The organism is Pseudomonas sp. BNK-7, assembly GCF_048072025.1.
Classification (GTDB): domain Bacteria; phylum Pseudomonadota; class Gammaproteobacteria; order Pseudomonadales; family Pseudomonadaceae; genus Aquipseudomonas; species Aquipseudomonas danubii.
On the sequence record NZ_CP182252.1, the window covers coordinates 5,629,239 to 5,645,565 of the forward strand.

The following is a 16,327-nucleotide window of genomic DNA, read 5'->3' on the forward strand; positions in this document are numbered from 1 at the left end:
TCCGAGGATGCGCCTTCTCGTAACTGGCGGAGCGGACGAGAGCTGAACCTGCGACCCTCGGCATTGGCCGGTGATGCACCGGCCTACTGGCGCCCCGCTGCCAGATCAGGCATGACCCCGACCCGGATGGGCAAAGACCCTGAAGAAACTTAGTTTACGGCTTCTTTCAGTGCTTTACCGGCTTTGAAACCTGGCTTTTTAGCAGCAGCGATTTCCAGAGTCTTACCGGTCTGTGGGTTGCGACCGATACGAGCTGGACGATCCGTTACGGAGAAAGTACCGAAACCAACCAGAACAACAGAGTCACCGGCCTTCAGAGCGCCAGTAACGGATTCGATTACTGCGTCCAGCGCACGGCCAGCAGCAGCTTTCGGGAGATCAGCAGATGCAGCGATAGCATCAATCAGTTCCGACTTGTTCACTCTAAGTCCCCTTACATATCTATGAGTATGATTCTAAGTTTTTTGGTGAAAGCAAAAACGAGTGCTGAATGGCCTACAGACACTTAAGAGCCGCTTTATAACAAGGGCTCTAAAAAGCTGTCAAGGAAGCCCCCCAGGCTAATGCGTACTAATGCGTGCTAATTCTTTCCTTAGAGTCAGACTCGCGTTTTTCGTCCTTTGCAACTATCTCGGGAGCCACATCCGGCAAGGGCTCCGGCGCGTATTGCAGCGCAATTTGCAGGACTTCGTCAATCCATTTAACTGGTTTAATCTGCAGATCCTGCTTGATATTGTCAGGAATTTCTTTCAAATCGCGAACATTCTCTTCAGGAATGATCACCGTCTTGATTCCACCCCGATGAGCTGCAAGTAATTTCTCTTTCAGCCCGCCGATGGCCAATACCTGACCGCGTAGGGTGATCTCCCCTGTCATCGCTACATCAGCCCGCACAGGAATGCCGGTCAGCGCCGAAACCAACGCCGTGCACATGCCTATGCCCGCGCTAGGGCCGTCTTTAGGGGTAGCCCCTTCCGGCATGTGGATGTGGGTGTCGCGCTTCTCGTGGAAGTCCAAGGGAATACCCAGGCTCTTGGCACGACTGCGTACCACGGTCAGCGCGGCAGTGATCGACTCGACCATGACATCGCCCAGGGAGCCGGTCTTGATCAACTGACCCTTGCCTGGAACCACAGCGGCTTCGATCGTCAGCAACTCACCGCCTACCTGAGTCCAGGCCAGGCCGGTCACTTGGCCGATCTGATCCTGCTGCTCCGCCAGGCCGTAGCGGAATTTACGCACGCCCAGAAAGTGTTCCAGCAGATCGGAAGTGACCTTAACAGAGAAGCGTTTTTCCATCGCATGCTCTTTCACCGCCTTGCGGCAGACCTTGGCGATCTGACGCTCCAGGCCCCGCACACCGGCTTCGCGGGTGTAGTAGCGGATGATGTCGCGAATCGCATCGGGGTCGAATTCCAGCTCGCCTTTCTTCAGTCCATTGGCCTGAATCTGCTTGGGCGACAGGTACTTGACCGCGATGTTGATCTTCTCGTCCTCGGTGTAGCCAGGCAGACGAATCACCTCCATCCGGTCCAGCAATGCTGGAGGAATATTCATCGAGTTGGAGGTGCAAAGGAACATCACATCGGACAAGTCGTAATCAACTTCCAGATAATGATCGTTGAAGTTGTGGTTCTGCTCAGGGTCCAGAACCTCCAGCAACGCCGACGCCGGATCACCACGCATATCACTGCCCATCTTGTCGATTTCGTCGAGCAGGAACAGCGGGTTGCGAACCCCAACCTTTGTCATCTTTTGAATCAATCTTCCTGGCATCGAACCGATGTAAGTTCGACGATGCCCACGGATTTCCGCTTCATCACGTACGCCACCCAGCGCCATACGCACAAACTTACGGTTGGTCGCATTGGCGATCGACTCCGCAAGAGAGGTCTTACCTACCCCAGGAGGACCGACGAGGCACAGCACCGGACCACGAATCTTCTTCACGCGCTTTTGTACGGCGAGATATTCGAGAATCCGCTCTTTGACCTCCTCCAAACCATAGTGATCGGCGTCGAGAATATCCTCGGCACGCGCCAGGTCGAGACGCACCTTGCTCTGGGCCTTCCAAGGCACTTGAACCAGCCAATCAATATAGGAGCGAACCACCGTAGCCTCGGCAGACATCGGCGACATCTGCTTGAGCTTGTTGAGCTCGGCCTGAGCTTTGGTCATCGCATCTTTTGGCAGGCCGGCGGCATCGATGCGCTTTTTCAGCTCTTCGATTTCATTGTGACCCTCGTCACCATCGCCCAGCTCCTTTTGAATGGCCTTCATCTGCTCATTCAGGTAGTACTCGCGCTGGCTGCGTTCCATTTGCTTTTTGACGCGGCCACGAATGCGCTTTTCAACTTGCAGCAGGTCGATCTCGGCGTCCAGCAATGCCAGGACGTGCTCGACCCGAGCAGACAGATCAATGATCTCGAGGATTTCCTGTTTCTGCTCGATCTTCAACGCCATATGCGCGGCCATGGTATCCACCAGGCGGCTTGGCTCGTCGATACTGTTGAGGGAGGACAACACCTCGGCAGGAACTTTCTTACCCAGTTGCACATATTGCTCAAACTGGGACAGCAGACTGCGAACAAACACCTCTGACTCACGATCAGGAGCATCTACTTCGTCAATCAGGGAGACTTCGGCACGGCAATGACCATCAACTTCACTGAAGCGTTCGACAGCGCCGCGTTGCTCGCCTTCAACCAACACCTTGACGGTGCCATCAGGCAACTTGAGCAACTGCAAGACAGTTGCAATGGTACCTACGCGATAGAGTGCATCTTCACCGGGATCGTCATCAGCAGGGTTTCTCTGTGCCAGCAAGAGAATCTGCTTGTCGCCCGTCATCGCTGCCTCGAGGGCTTCGATCGACTTCTCGCGCCCCACGAACAGCGGGATAACCATGTGCGGATAGACCACAACATCACGCAATGGCAGGAGAGGCAATTCGATGGTTGTCTTCATGATTTCGCCTCTACGGCGGCCGTACGGCCGTAAACAGATGGAAGTAAGCTTGAAACCAAGATGGGGGCTGCCTGTAAAAAAAACAAGCTTAAAGACAGCACTTTAAGACGCTAAAAGCAAAGGGGCCCGAAGGCCCCTTCTTTCAATCCAACAGCGCGACGCTTACGCGTCTGGCGCCGCCTTGGCCGTCGGCTCACTGTTTTCATAGATGTACAGTGGCTGGGACTTGCCTTCAATGACGCTTTCATCGATCACTACTTTACTCACCTCGGATTGCGAGGGGATCTCGTACATAGTGTCGAGCAGAACACCTTCGAGAATCGAACGCAGGCCACGAGCACCTGTCTTGCGCTCAAGTGCCCGCTTGGCGACTGACTTCAAGGCGTCAGTGCGGAACTCCAGATCAACACCTTCCATCTCGAACAACTTGGCGTACTGCTTGGTCAAGGCATTCTTCGGTTCAGTGAGGATCTGAATCAATGCAGCTTCATCCAACTCATCCAGGGTCGCCAGGACTGGCAGACGGCCAACGAACTCCGGGATCAGACCGAACTTGACCAAATCGTCAGGCTCGACTTCACGCAGGGACTCACCAACCTTCTTGCCCTCTTCCTTGCTACGCACTTCAGCATTGAAACCAATGCCGCCACGGGTAGAGCGGTTTTGAATAACCTTTTCCAGCCCGGAGAACGCGCCACCACAGATGAACAGGATGTTACGAGTATCGACTTGCAGGAATTCCTGCTGCGGGTGCTTGCGACCACCTTGTGGCGGAACGGAAGCAACCGTACCTTCAATCAACTTCAACAGGGCTTGCTGAACGCCTTCACCGGAAACATCCCGAGTAATCGAAGGGTTGTCAGACTTGCGGGAAATCTTATCGATTTCATCGATGTAGACGATGCCCATTTGAGCTTTTTCTACGTCGTAATCGCACTTCTGCAGCAACTTCTGAATGATGTTCTCGACATCCTCACCCACATAACCAGCTTCGGTCAGGGTGGTTGCGTCGGCGATCGTGAACGGTACATTCAACAGACGGGCCAGGGTTTCCGCCAGCAGCGTCTTACCCGAACCTGTAGGGCCGATCAGCAAGATGTTGCTCTTACCAAGCTCGACGTCGTCACTTTTCTTGTCACGCTGATTCAGGCGCTTGTAGTGGTTGTACACCGCTACAGCTAGAACCTTTTTTGCACGCTCCTGACCAATCACGTATTGATCAAGGATGCCGCTGATTTCTTTAGGCGAAGGCAATTTATGCGCGCTGCTCTCGGCCTGTGCTTCCTGCACCTCCTCACGGATGATGTCATTGCACAAGTCGACGCACTCGTCGCAGATAAAGACCGAGGGGCCGGCAATCAATTTGCGTACTTCATGCTGGCTTTTGCCACAGAAGGAGCAATAAAGCAGTTTGCCGTTGTCCTCGCCGTTGCGGGTGTCAGTCATTCGTTCGATCCAAATCCGATAGGCTTGCAACACAAGATGAAGGCTATTGCGGGCTTTTTCAAGCCCGCCACTGATCAGAACAACTGACCAAGCCTATTTTGAGCTGCTTATTTTAAGCGGGGCGTTGGTTGATTACTTCATCGATCAACCCGTACTCACGCGCTGCTTCGGCGCTCATGAAGTTATCACGATTGGTATCGCGCTCGATTTCTTCCAGAGTGCGCCCGCTATGCTTGGCCATCAGCGTGTTGAGACGCTCACGGATGAAGAGGATTTCCTTGGCATGGATTTCTATATCCGACGCTTGGCCTTGGAAACCGCCCAGGGGCTGGTGAATCATCACTCGGGAGTTTGGCAGGCAGAAACGTTTGCCAGGGGAACCGGCCGTCAGCAAGAAGGCACCCATGCTGCATGCCTGACCAATACAGGTGGTTGAAACGTTAGGCTTGATGAACTGCATGGTGTCGTAGATCGACATGCCAGCCGTTACCGAGCCGCCCGGGGAGTTGATATAGAGATGGATGTCCTTGTCCGGGTTTTCCGCTTCAAGGAATAGCAGTTGCGCACAAATCAGGTTGGCCATGTAGTCTTCTACAGGACCTACCAGAAAGATCACTCGCTCCTTGAGGAGGCGCGAGTAGATGTCGTAGGCGCGCTCGCCACGAGCGGACTGCTCGACAACCATCGGGACCAGGCCGCCTGCGGCCTGGATATCAGAGTTCTGCTGAATATAAGAATTACGGAACATGCTCTGCAGTCACTCCCAAATAGTCACGTCTTGAATACGCATAAGCCAGCGCGAAGGCTGGCTTATGGTGTGTGCTTCGAACGAGAAGAAAATCAGTCGGCTTGAGGTGCTTCTACCGGCTTGACCGCTTCTTCGTAAGAGACCGATTTGTCGGTCACGCTAGCTTTCTGCAGAACAGTATCCACAACTTGTTCTTCCAGCACAACCGAACGGACTTCGTTCAATTGCTGCTCGTTCTTGTAGTACCAGGACACGACCTGCTCAGGCTCCTGGTAAGCCGAAGCCATTTCCTGGATCAGCTCGCGAACGCGGTCTTCATCAGGCTTCAGATCGAATTGCTTAACAACTTCAGCAACGATCAGGCCCAGCACTACGCGGCGCTTGGCTTGCTCTTCGAACAGCTCGGCAGGCAGCTGATCCGGCTTGATGTTGCCACCGAATTGCTGGACAGCCTGAACGCGCAGACGATTAACTTCGTTGTCCAGCAGCGCCTTTGGCACTTCGATCGGGTTGGAGGCCAGCAGACCGTCCATTACCTGATTCTTCACCTTGGACTTGATGGCCTGACGCAGCTCACGCTCCATGTTCTTGCGAACTTCGGCACGGAAACCTTCCAGGCCGGCTTCCTTGATACCGAATTGAGCAAAGAACTCTTCAGTCAGCTCAGGCAGCTTAGGCTCGGAAACGCTGTTAACAGTCACGGTGAACTCGGCAGCCTTGTTGGCCAGATCCAGGTTCTGATAGTTCTCAGGGAAGGTCAGGTTCAGGACACGCTCTTCACCAGCCTTGGCGCCAACCAGACCGTCTTCGAAGCCAGGGATCATGCGGCCAGAGCCCAGTACCAACTGAGTGCCTTTAGCCGAACCGCCTGCAAAAGCTTCACCGTCAACCTTACCCACGAAGTCGATGTTCAGTTGATCATCGTTCTGCGCAGCGCGATCAACAACTTCAAAGCGAACATTCTGCTTACGCAGGATCTCCAGCATGTTGTCCAGATCAGCATCAGCTACGTCAGCGCTCAGACGCTCAACGGCGATGTTTTCGAAACCGGCAACCGTGAACTCTGGGAAGACTTCGAAAGTGGCAACATATTCCAGATCCTTGCCCTTCTCCAACACCTTAGGCTCGACCGAAGGAGCGCCAGCTGGGTTCAGCTTCTGCTCAACAACGGCCTCATAGAAGGAAGCCTGGATCACATCACCCACTGCTTCTTGACGCGCATCAGCCTCATAACGCTGACGAATCACGCTCATTGGAACCTTGCCAGGACGGAAGCCCGCAATTTTGGCCTTTTGGGCAGTCTGCTGCAGACGCTTGTTGACCTGGCTCTCGATGCGCTCAGCCGGCACGGTGATGCTCATGCGGCGCTCAAGAGCAGAAGTATTTTCAACAGAAACTTGCATGGATATTCCTCGTTGCACAGACGTTAGCCGGCCGTTTTCCGACCCCAGAATCAAGGGCATGCATTCTAGTGGGTCAAACTCAAGAAGTCACCCTACTGAAAACGGGTAAAAAACGGCCGACAATGTGAAGGCGAGGACAAAGGATTGAGCCTCGCCATGAGAGCAAATACTACGAATCCAACCAGAGCCTCTACACCAACCCTTCTATATATAGAAGGAGCCGGCCAGAGCTTCCCTGACAAACACCAACCAATAGCCAAGATCCCAGCATCCAGCGACCAAAGGCCAACCATTGCCCAACCCAGCCGCCCCACTGTGCGTGGAAACACCAGACATATCGGACCCAAAAACGAAAACGGCGCAGCCCTTTTCAGGTGCTGCGCCGTAATCTGCTATTAACTAGCTACTTTATTGGTGCGGACGAAGAGACTCGAACTCTTACACCTTGCGGCGCTGGAACCTAAATCCAGTGTGTCTACCAATTCCACCACGTCCGCTTAACAATCTTTTAAAGCAAAGGCGCCAGACTATTAATCTGGCGCCTTCTTCGAATATGGGGTGGACGATGGGGATCGAACCCACGACAACAGGAGTCACAATCCTGTGCTCTACCAACTGAGCTACGCCCACCATATTGCGTTACTTGTGCCAAAGCTGCCTAATGGCGCACCCGGCAGGACTCGAACCTGCGACCATCCGCTTAGAAGGCGGATGCTCTATCCAGCTGAGCTACGGGCGCCTTATTAATCTGTATTCTTTAACGATTACAAACTAATTGCTTTCAGTCGTTATGAGCCAAACATCAACTCTGCCCGACTTTCTTAACCAGTGCTAGGCTGTGCCCGACAAGTGCGACGAATGTTATAGGCGAGCCTTTAGGTCGTCAACTCTTTTTTGAAAAAAATTCATTTAATTAAAGGAGTTAGGGGAATTTGCAGACCAAGCGCCTTTGCCCTCACGTTCCGACATGCGAGAATACGTTCTCTTTTTCTCTCCCTCTCGATGGTTAATCACGCGTCATGACTGCACAACTAATCGACGGCAAAGCGATCGCCGCTAGCCTGCGCCAGCAGATCGCCAAACGTGTCGCCGAGCGTCGCCAGCAAGGCCTGCGTACTCCGGGCCTCGCGGTGATTCTGGTCGGCAGCGACCCGGCCTCTCAGGTTTATGTCTCGCACAAGCGTAAAGACTGCGAAGAGGTCGGCTTCCTTTCACAAGCCTATGACTTGCCCGCCGACACCACTCAAGAAGCACTGGCGGGCTTGATTGATCGCCTCAATGATGACCCGAACATCGACGGTGTCCTGCTACAGCTGCCACTTCCTGAGCACCTGGATGCCTCTCTACTACTAGAACGCATTCGTCCGGACAAAGACGTGGATGGCTTCCATCCTTACAACGTCGGTCGTTTGGCCCAACGCATTCCCCTGCTACGCCCCTGCACTCCCAAAGGCATCATGACCCTGCTGGAAAGCACCGGTGCCGACCTGTATGGCATGGATGCAGTAGTGGTCGGCGCATCCAACATCGTTGGGCGCCCGATGGCCATGGAGTTGCTGCTGGCTGGCTGCACCGTGACCGTCACTCACCGCTTCACCAAGGATCTGGCTGGCCATGTCGGCCGTGCCGACCTGGTTGTCGTTGCTGCTGGCAAGCCAGGCCTGGTCAAGGGCGAGTGGATCAAGGAAGGCGCTATCGTCATCGACGTCGGCATCAATCGCCAGGAAGACGGCAAGCTGGTGGGCGACGTGGTTTATGAAACCGCCCTGCCCCGCGCGGGCTGGATCACTCCAGTGCCTGGTGGCGTAGGCCCCATGACCCGCGCCTGCCTGCTGGAAAACACCCTGTACGCCGCAGAATCGCTGCACAGCTGAGTTTTCGACAGCGCACAAAAACCCGCCAATGGCGGGTTTTTTTATGCGCCAACGTTACAACACCACAGCGCTCTTTATCGCCCCTGAATCTTAGCGTTCAGGATCGCACTCAGCCTATTCTGAAACCGCAGTAGCGCTCAGGAAAAAACGGTGTTTTTTCTTGGTTTTTAAGGGTTTTCGACTGACCACTGAAGAACAATCGACAGTTCTTCAGCCATACTCATAAAATGTAACGCTTTTCCGAAAAAGCCCGTTGCCAAACGGCATATCCATTATTATCGAGTCCGCCCGCGTGAAAATTCGTCTCTCCATCCTCAGCTTATTGTTTGCTGTGTCCGGCACCTTGATCGCGCACAGCGTCGACGCCAGCGAAACCACCGCGGCGCCAAGAGACACTTCACAATTGCATATTGCATCCGGCAGCGCGCTGCTGCTGGACCTGCAAACCAACAAAGTCATCTATTCCAGCAATCCGGACGTCGTGGTGCCCATCGCTTCGGTGACCAAACTGATGACCGCCATGGTGGTTCTGGACGCCAAGCTGCCGCTGGACGAACACATCTCCATGAACATCAGCGACACCCCAGAAATGAAGGGCGTGTTCTCCCGGGTCAAGCTCAAAAGCGAACTAAGCCGTCGAGACACCCTACTGATTGCCCTGATGTCCTCGGAAAACCGCGCCGCGGCCAGCCTGGCCCATCATTACCCGGGAGGCTATCCGGCCTTCATCGCCGCGATGAACGCCAAGGCCAAGTCACTGGGAATGACCTACACCCGCTATGTGGAACCCACCGGCCTGTCGATCCATAACGTTTCCACGGCTCGCGACCTGAGCAAATTGCTGGTGGCTGCCCGCAAGTACCCTCTACTGAGCGAGCTGAGTACCACCAAGGAAAAGACCGTGGCATTCCGCAAGCCCAACTACACCCTGGGCTTTCGCAACACCAACCACCTGGTCAACAAGGAGAAATGGGACATCAAGATCACCAAGACCGGCTTCACCAATCAGGCCGGCCACTGCCTGGTGCTGGTCACCAGCATGGGCAATCGCCCGGTAGCCCTGGTGATTCTCGATGCCTTCGGCAAATACACCCACTTCGCTGACGCCAGCCGCATCCGCAACTGGGTAGAAACCGGCAAGAGCGGCTCGGTACCGGACGTTGCCTTGCGCTACAAGGCCGATAAGAACCTCAAGAACCGCCAGACTGCAGCACCTCAGGCCTCGCACTGATACTCAAGCACAACAACGGCGCCCAATGGCGCCGTTGTTGTCTGCAGGCTTCAGTGGCTATCGAGCGCTTTGCTGGCCCTGGCTGCTGCTTGCTCCTGACCGGCCTGCCCCAGTTCATCGGCGGCTTTCAACCAGCGCTGGCGATCGACCTTGGCTGGCAACTGGTTGGGCGCCTGAATCAATACCGCAAAGCTCCCGGCGCTCTTCCAGGACGACTCGAACTCACGAAAGCTCATCAGTTGCCGACGGCTTTTCGCTCCACGCAGCAACACGGTTTGCTTGTCCCGGTTGTAGCCAGCCAACACCGCATAACGCGGCTCAGCCCAGAACGTCGAACCTTCGGTAAAGCGCACCAGTACCGGATAACCTGCCGCCACCTGGGTCAGCAGGGACGCTAGATGATCGTCCAGGGGATAGACCACCATCCCGTACTCACGCGCCAGGCTTAGCATGTTCTGCTGCAATTGCGCCTCGGCGCCAGGCAGGTGCAAGGGTTTGTCCAACAACCCCGGAGTAATCACGATGCCCTGTTGCGACAGCATGCCAGCCAAGGCTCCGGGGCCACTTTGGTACATCTCTCCACGGAAAAACGGCACGCTGTTGAGCTCTACCCGCTCCGGCAAGCGCTGGATCTCGGGTTGCACGCTGCCGGCACAACCGACCAGGCTCAAGACACAGGCGCTGACCAGCAACGCCGCTCGAAATCGAGGAAATACCCGCACCATCATCGCTCTCTATATTCAAACGCCGGACGACCCGGTCCCGGCTGGGGCCTTGATCATAGGGCCCTCACGGGCGAGGGTATAGCGTTAGGCGGCAGTTAATTGAAAACCATAGAGCGAAGTGTTCGAAGACTCTCGACTATTGGTCAATAGCCTGAAACACAGAGACTACTAGACTAACCATTGGTAAGAGTGTGTGCCCTGGACAGGGCATCAAGGAGGCACTTATGAGCCTGACAACGACGATAGTGATGCTGATCCTGAGCTGGCTGGCCGTAGCCGCCGCAATGCTCTGGGGCGTGCTACGCATCACCCGCCGTCACCATCATCGGCCCCAGCAGTCCACCCCTGACATCAAGACTGGAAAAGCCGCCCGGCGCCCAGCCACTGCCCACTGATCAACATTCCCGCCCTGCCGAAAACAACACGGCCGCCTGACTCCATGGAGTGCAGACGGCCGTTTGTCATGGTTGCGAATCAGCCCTCGGCTTGCGCCGCCTGACGCTTCTGACGGACCCGACGAGCCAGTATGTTCAGGCTTTCAATGGCTGCCGAGAACGCCATCGCCGCATACACATACCCTTTGGGTACATGGGCGCCGAAACCTTCGGCGATCAGGGTCATGCCGATCATGATCAGGAAGCCCAGGGCCAGCATCACCACGGTCGGGTTGTCATTGATGAACTTGGCCAACGGCTCGGCAGCCAGCAGCATCACCAGTACCGACGCCACCACCGCAATGATCATGATCGGCAAGTGCTCGGTCATGCCCACGGCAGTAATGATGCTGTCGATGGAAAACACCATGTCCAGCAACAGGATCTGGCCAATCGCAGCAGCAAAGCCGATCGCCACGCCCGATGCCTGGGTTTTGTCCGCCTCAGGCTCCGGAGTCATGCTGTGGTGAATCTCCGTGGTGGCTTTCCACACCAGGAACAGGCCACCGGCAATCAGGATCATGTCCTTCCAGGAGAAGCTCTGCCCCATGACGTCGATCACCGGCTCGGTGAGCTGGACGATGAAGGCGATGGTGCTGAGCAGCGCCAGACGCAGGAACAACGCCATGCCAATACCAATGCGCCGCGCCTTGGCCCGATGCTTTTCCGGCAACTTGTTGGTGAGGATGGAAATAAAGATCAGGTTATCGATGCCGAGCACGATTTCCATCACCACCAGGGTGGCCAGGGCGACCCAAGCAGTGGGGCTAGCAGCGAGTTGTAAGAGGTAATCCATGGGTCAATCCTGAATCGGTTGTATGAAAGATCAGATTTCCTGAGACGACTCCGGCTTCTTCGCCGCGTCTTCCTGTGGTTTTTCCTTGCCGGTCACACTTTGCGTGGCGTCACTCAACGCTTGCTCTGCAGCCTTGTGAGTATCGTCGATGGCTTGCTTGGCAGTCTCGGCCGCCTTGTCCAGCACCTGTTGCGCGCTTTTTTCCGCCTGATCGCAAGCCGCCAGGGTCAGCATAGACAGTGCCAGCAGCGACGCTGCACCCAGTTTTTTGAATGACATACCGTATTCCTCGATAGAACGGGCGTGGCCAAGTGGGGCCCCGTCGATAGCGGGGCATTCTAAGGAGAGTAATACTTCAGGAAAATTCGTATTTTTAGCAGTTATACTTCGCTTTTCACGAACTGATAGTCACCATGCTCAACTACCGCCAACTGCATTATTTCTGGGTTGTAGCCAAGACCGGCAGCATCGTCCGCGCCTGCGAGCAGCTCAACCTGACCCCACAAACCATCAGCGGCCAGATCAGCCTGCTGGAGCAGACCTATGGCATCGAACTGTTTCACCGGGTCGGACGCCAACTGGAACTGAGCGAAGCCGGGCGCCAGGCCCTGCCCTACGCCGAACAGATGTTCCAGCTCGGTGGTGAACTCGAAGCCATGCTTCGGGCCAGACCCGACGAGCAACAGATCCAATTCCGCGTCGGCGTGGCAGACGTGGTGCCCAAGTCCATCGTCTATCGCCTGATCGCGCCCACCATGGAACTCAGCGACCCGATTCGCCTGACCTGTCGCGAAGACAAACTAGAGCGCCTGCTGGCAGACCTGGCCATCCAACGCCTGGACCTGGTGATCTCCGACAGCCCCATGCCCTCGCATCTGGACATCAAGGGCTACAGCCAGAAACTCGGAGAATGCGGCGTCAGTTTCTTCGCCACCGAGGAACTGGCGCGATTGCACGGCGCGGACTTTCCCCGGGGCCTGCACGGCGCCCCGCTGCTGATCCCGGGCCAGGAAACCGTGGTCCGCAGCCGCCTACTGCGCTGGTTCGCCGAACAGCAATTGCAACCGCGCATCATCGGCGAATTCGATGACAGCGCTCTGATGCAGGCCTTCGGCCAGTCCGGCAGTGGGATCTTTATCGCCCCCAGCGTGATTGCCGATGAGGTCCGGCAACAGTACGGCGTGCATCTGATTGGCCAGACCGATGCCGTGACTGAATCGTTCTACGCCATTTCCGTGGAGCGCAAGGTCAAGCACCCCGGCATTGTCGCCATTACCGAAGGGGCCCGACGGGAACTGTTCACCCCCATCAACCACTGATCAGGAAGGACAGGCGTGCGGCGCCTTGAGCTTCATCAGCAGCAACGCCAGGGCAATGGACAGCACAATGAAGCAGGACGCTGCAAATCCCAGGCTACCCAGCCCCAAGGTGTCGATCACCCGACCGCCGACCATAGCCCCCAGGCCAATCCCCAGGTTGGCCCCGGCGATGTTCAGCGACGCAGCGAACGCCGGCGCTTGCGGCGCCGCCTTGATCAGCCGCACATGGCTGACCAGAAACAGGGCTGCCTGGGTCACGCCCCAGACACCCATGGCTGCCGCCAACCCCAGGGTCGAATGAATGCTCGGCACCAGGGCCAGCATGCCGCCGATCATCAACCCACAGAACACCATGGAAGCGATCAGCGGATGCCGGTCCACAGCCCGGCCGCCCAGGGAATTTCCGATCAACCCCACCGCGCCAAAGCCCATCAGGCACCAGCCCACCACGGTGCCGTTGAAGCCCGCCAGGCGCTCGAGAATATCCGCCAGGTAGGTGTAGGCAGTGAACATGCCGCTGAACACCAGAATCGACAGCAGCACATGCCCCTGCATCAGCGGGCTGCGCAGGATGCGAAACTGCGAACGCAGGCTCGCCTGTTGGTTATGCGCCTTGGTTGTCGGCAGGTAGACCCACAGCAGCAAGGCCTTGCCGAAGGCCACCACAGCGAGCAGGCCAAAGGCGCTGCGCCAGCCAAAGGCATCGGCGATCAGGGTGCCCACGGGAATCCCGAACACCGTGGCGCAAACAATGCCGAAGCCGATCTTGGCAATGGCGCGCCCGGCGTAGTCCGGGCCGACGATATCCACGGCCGTTTCGCTGGCCAGGGCCCAGAACACCGGCAACCCCAGGGCCGGCACCAGTCGCGCCAGGGACATCACCCAGATATTCGGTGCGAGCGCCGCCAGGGTATTGGCCAGGCCAAACATCAACAGCACGCTGATAAACAGCTGCTTGCGCGGAAAACGCGCGAAGTAGGCGGTCAGGAAGGGCCCGAAAGCGGCGACCGTGAATGCGAACAGGGTCACCAGCAAGCCGGCCTGGGACACGCTGACCTGCAAGTCCCGGGCAATCGACGGCAACAGGCCGACGATGATGAATTCCGTGGTCAGCACGGTAAAACCCGCAGCCGACAACAGCAGGATGGGCAACAACATCAAGAACTCCAGAAACGGCGACAGCAGCGATAGCCCGAAGGGCCCGCTGACTGGATAGGAAAAGGGGGTGACGAATATTAACAGAGTGAGTACGGGTCAGGGCAACCGCCACGTCGCCGCTTTTCTTGCTGCGCCAAGTGGCAGATCGTCACATCGACGCGGGAAGCACTGGCTGCTGTGATAAAGTCCGCCCCCTGCCAAAAACAGGCCTGATCGCGCACTGCCACTTAAGTCGCCCGATCGCCGGTTGCCATTGACCACCGCAGCCATGGGTGCCGCTGCAGCCGGGCCACTTCCGGCCCGGGGCACCCGGCATGCACTGCACATTAAAATAAACAGAGATACCGCTATGAGCGCTTCCCCCCCTTCCTTTCTGCAATTCCTCAAACGCCTGAGCCTGGTAACGCAGATCGTTATCGGCCTGATTGCCGGTATCGCCCTGACCCTGCTGGCACCCGAGGCCGCGAAGTCCACCACCTTTATCGGCAAGGTCTTCGTCTCGGCGCTCAAGGCCGTGGCGCCGATCCTGGTGTTCGTGCTGGTGATGGCCTCAATCGCCAACCACAAGCACGGCCAGGAAACCCATATCCGGCCGATCCTGGTGCTCTACCTGCTGGGCACCTTCGCTGCCGCCGTGGTAGCCGTCATCGCCAGCAGCCTGTTCCCCTCCGCCCTGGTGCTGTCGACCCAGGACGTCGCCATCACCGCTCCCGGCGGCATCAGCGAAGTGCTGCAAAGCCTGCTGCTGAGTGTGGTGGACAACCCGGTCAGCGCCCTGATGAACGCCAACTTCATCGGTATCCTGGCCTGGGCCATCGGCATGGGCGTGGCCATCCGCCACGCCGGCCAGACCACCCGCACGGTGCTCGACGACCTGTCCAACGGGGTCACCGTCATCGTACGTGTAGTGATCCGCTTCGCCCCCCTGGGGATTTTCGGCCTGGTGGCCTCGACCCTGGCCACTTCCGGCTTCGCTGCGCTGCTGGGCTACCTGCACCTGCTGGCGGTACTGATCGGCTGCATGCTGTTCGTGGCCCTGGTGATGAACCCGCTGATCGTGTTCTGGAAGATCCGCCGCAACCCCTTCCCGCTGGTACTGACCTGCCTGCGCGAGAGCGGCATCACCGCGTTCTTCACCCGCAGTTCGGCGGCCAACATTCCAGTCAACCTGGAGCTGAGCAAGCGCCTGGGCCTGCATGAAGACACCTATTCGGTGTCCATCCCCCTGGGCGCCACCATCAACATGGCCGGCGCAGCGATCACCATCACCGTGCTGACCCTGGCCGCCGTGCACACCCTGGGCATCGCCGTCGACCTGCCGACCGCCGTGCTCCTCAGTGTGGTGGCAGCGATCTGCGCTTGCGGCGCTTCCGGTGTCGCCGGTGGCTCGCTGCTGCTGATTCCACTGGCCTGCAGCCTGTTCGGCATCCCCAGCGAAATCGCCATGCAAGTGGTGGCCGTGGGCTTCATCATCGGCGTGCTGCAGGACTCGGCGGAAACTGCGCTGAACTCCTCCACCGACGTGCTCTTCACCGCCGCCGCGTGCATGGCCCAGGAAGACAAGGCGCAAGCCTCAGCCTGATTCACGGCCACTAAAAAGCCCGGCCAGGGTCAACCTGGCCGGGCTTTTTTATGCGCGCTGAAAGGGTCGTGCCGCTCTTCAGCAGGACGTCTTAGAACGCGCCCATGTAGTCGCGCTTGCCCACTTCCACACCGTTGTGACGCAGGATCGCGTAGGTGGTGGTGACGTGGAAGAAGAACTGCGGCAGGCCGTAGGTCAGCAGGTAGGACTGGCCACTGAAGCGCTTCTCTTTCGGAGTGCCCGGACGGGTGACGATCTCGATGCCTTCCTTGCCATCGATCTGCGAAGGCTGGATGCCTTCGATAAAGGCCAGGACCTTGGCAATCAGCGCCTGCAGGTCGGCGAAGGTGACTTCAGTATCGTCGTACTTGGGCAACTCGACCTCGGCCAGGCGAGCCGATACGCCCTTGGCGAAGTCCACGGCGATCTGCACCTGACGCACCAGCGGGAACATGTCCGGATACAGGCGCGCCTGGAGCAGGGCATTGGGTTCGATATTCTTCGCCGTGGCGTGAGCTTCGGCCTTGTGCAGTACATCGCTCAAGGCGTTGAGCATTTGCTTGAAGACAGGAACGGAAGCGGCGTACAGGGAAATAGTCATGACAGTCTCGACATGGATGGCGGAAATACAACGAGCAGCGATT

15 protein-coding genes and 3 tRNA genes are annotated in these 16,327 nt (G+C 57.2%); 5 read left to right on the forward strand and 13 right to left on the reverse strand.

Features of this window, described 5'->3' with window-relative positions; all coding sequences use genetic code 11:
- Positions 1–149: 149 nt before the first annotated feature.
- The 8 genes from ACMGF8_RS25375 to ACMGF8_RS25410 all read right to left on the reverse strand — a co-directional run bounded on the left by ACMGF8_RS25375 (position 150) and on the right by ACMGF8_RS25410 (position 7,303).
- Complete coding sequence (locus tag ACMGF8_RS25375) at positions 150–422, reverse strand: HU family DNA-binding protein (RefSeq protein ID WP_011062271.1); 273 nt, start codon at positions 420–422, stop codon at positions 150–152.
- Between the two features lie 148 nt (positions 423–570).
- Positions 571–2,967 carry an endopeptidase La gene (lon, locus tag ACMGF8_RS25380; RefSeq protein WP_102864652.1) on the reverse strand — a complete coding sequence of 799 codons (2,397 nt, stop codon included), beginning with the start codon at positions 2,965–2,967 and terminating at the stop codon, positions 571–573.
- A 162-nt stretch (positions 2,968–3,129) separates the two neighbouring features.
- Positions 3,130–4,413, reverse strand: a complete 1,284-nt coding sequence (gene clpX, locus ACMGF8_RS25385; RefSeq protein WP_102864651.1) for an ATP-dependent Clp protease ATP-binding subunit ClpX — start codon at positions 4,411–4,413, stop codon at positions 3,130–3,132.
- Between the two features lie 112 nt (positions 4,414–4,525).
- Positions 4,526–5,161, reverse strand: coding sequence for an ATP-dependent Clp endopeptidase proteolytic subunit ClpP (gene clpP / locus ACMGF8_RS25390; protein WP_207166252.1), 636 nt, complete (start codon positions 5,159–5,161; stop codon positions 4,526–4,528).
- A gap of 92 nt (positions 5,162–5,253) precedes the next feature.
- Positions 5,254–6,564, reverse strand: coding sequence for a trigger factor (gene tig / locus ACMGF8_RS25395; protein ID WP_102864650.1), 1,311 nt, complete (start codon positions 6,562–6,564; stop codon positions 5,254–5,256).
- Positions 6,565–6,976: 412 nt separating this feature from the next.
- Positions 6,977–7,061: transfer RNA gene (locus ACMGF8_RS25400), tRNA-Leu, on the reverse strand.
- A 57-nt stretch (positions 7,062–7,118) separates the two neighbouring features.
- Positions 7,119–7,194: transfer RNA gene (locus ACMGF8_RS25405), tRNA-His, on the reverse strand.
- A 32-nt stretch (positions 7,195–7,226) separates the two neighbouring features.
- Positions 7,227–7,303 (reverse strand) — tRNA-Arg (locus ACMGF8_RS25410).
- Positions 7,304–7,583: 280 nt separating this feature from the next.
- Between ACMGF8_RS25410 and folD the strand changes: the two genes are divergently transcribed.
- A complete protein-coding gene (gene folD / locus ACMGF8_RS25415) occupies positions 7,584–8,438 on the forward strand; it encodes a bifunctional methylenetetrahydrofolate dehydrogenase/methenyltetrahydrofolate cyclohydrolase FolD (protein WP_102864649.1) in 855 nt (284 codons plus the stop codon).
- Positions 8,439–8,730: 292 nt separating this feature from the next.
- Positions 8,731–9,669: a D-alanyl-D-alanine endopeptidase gene (gene pbpG / locus ACMGF8_RS25420; RefSeq protein WP_416757634.1), complete on the forward strand. Its 939-nt coding sequence runs from the start codon at positions 8,731–8,733 to the stop codon at positions 9,667–9,669.
- 50 nt (positions 9,670–9,719) lie between these two features.
- On the opposite strand, the gene ACMGF8_RS25425 is transcribed toward pbpG, so the two are convergent.
- A complete protein-coding gene (locus ACMGF8_RS25425; RefSeq protein ID WP_102864965.1) occupies positions 9,720–10,394 on the reverse strand; it encodes a PA2778 family cysteine peptidase in 675 nt (224 codons plus the stop codon).
- Between the two features lie 224 nt (positions 10,395–10,618).
- On the opposite strand from ACMGF8_RS25425, the gene ACMGF8_RS25430 reads away from it, so the two are divergent.
- Positions 10,619–10,789 (forward strand): hypothetical protein, encoded by a 171-nt coding sequence (locus tag ACMGF8_RS25430; RefSeq protein ID WP_162884075.1) that lies wholly within the window; start codon positions 10,619–10,621, stop codon positions 10,787–10,789.
- A 79-nt stretch (positions 10,790–10,868) separates the two neighbouring features.
- Here ACMGF8_RS25430 and ACMGF8_RS25435 read toward each other — a convergent pair whose 3' ends face one another.
- Both ACMGF8_RS25435 and ACMGF8_RS25440 read right to left on the reverse strand, forming a co-directional pair.
- On the reverse strand, positions 10,869–11,624 hold the full coding sequence (locus tag ACMGF8_RS25435) for a TerC family protein (RefSeq protein WP_102864647.1): 756 nt from the start codon (positions 11,622–11,624) through the stop codon (positions 10,869–10,871).
- Between the two features lie 30 nt (positions 11,625–11,654).
- The gene (locus ACMGF8_RS25440) at positions 11,655–11,903 is read right to left on the reverse strand and encodes a hypothetical protein (protein ID WP_102864646.1); all 249 of its coding nucleotides are present in this window, start codon (positions 11,901–11,903) and stop codon (positions 11,655–11,657) included.
- Positions 11,904–12,037: 134 nt separating this feature from the next.
- Here ACMGF8_RS25440 and nhaR point away from each other — a divergent pair, with 134 nt between their 5' ends.
- On the forward strand, positions 12,038–12,943 hold the full coding sequence (gene nhaR, locus ACMGF8_RS25445) for a transcriptional activator NhaR (protein WP_102864645.1): 906 nt from the start codon (positions 12,038–12,040) through the stop codon (positions 12,941–12,943).
- On the opposite strand, the gene ACMGF8_RS25450 is transcribed toward nhaR, so the two are convergent.
- On the reverse strand, positions 12,944–14,101 hold the full coding sequence (locus tag ACMGF8_RS25450; protein WP_102864644.1) for an MFS transporter: 1,158 nt from the start codon (positions 14,099–14,101) through the stop codon (positions 12,944–12,946).
- A 349-nt stretch (positions 14,102–14,450) separates the two neighbouring features.
- On the opposite strand from ACMGF8_RS25450, the gene sstT reads away from it, so the two are divergent.
- On the forward strand, positions 14,451–15,683 hold the full coding sequence (gene sstT, locus ACMGF8_RS25455; protein ID WP_416757638.1) for a serine/threonine transporter SstT: 1,233 nt from the start codon (positions 14,451–14,453) through the stop codon (positions 15,681–15,683).
- A 91-nt stretch (positions 15,684–15,774) separates the two neighbouring features.
- Here the strand turns inward: sstT and ACMGF8_RS25460 are convergent, their stop codons facing one another.
- A complete protein-coding gene (locus tag ACMGF8_RS25460; RefSeq protein WP_102864642.1) occupies positions 15,775–16,284 on the reverse strand; it encodes a DUF1993 domain-containing protein in 510 nt (169 codons plus the stop codon).
- Positions 16,285–16,327 lie beyond the last annotated feature (43 nt).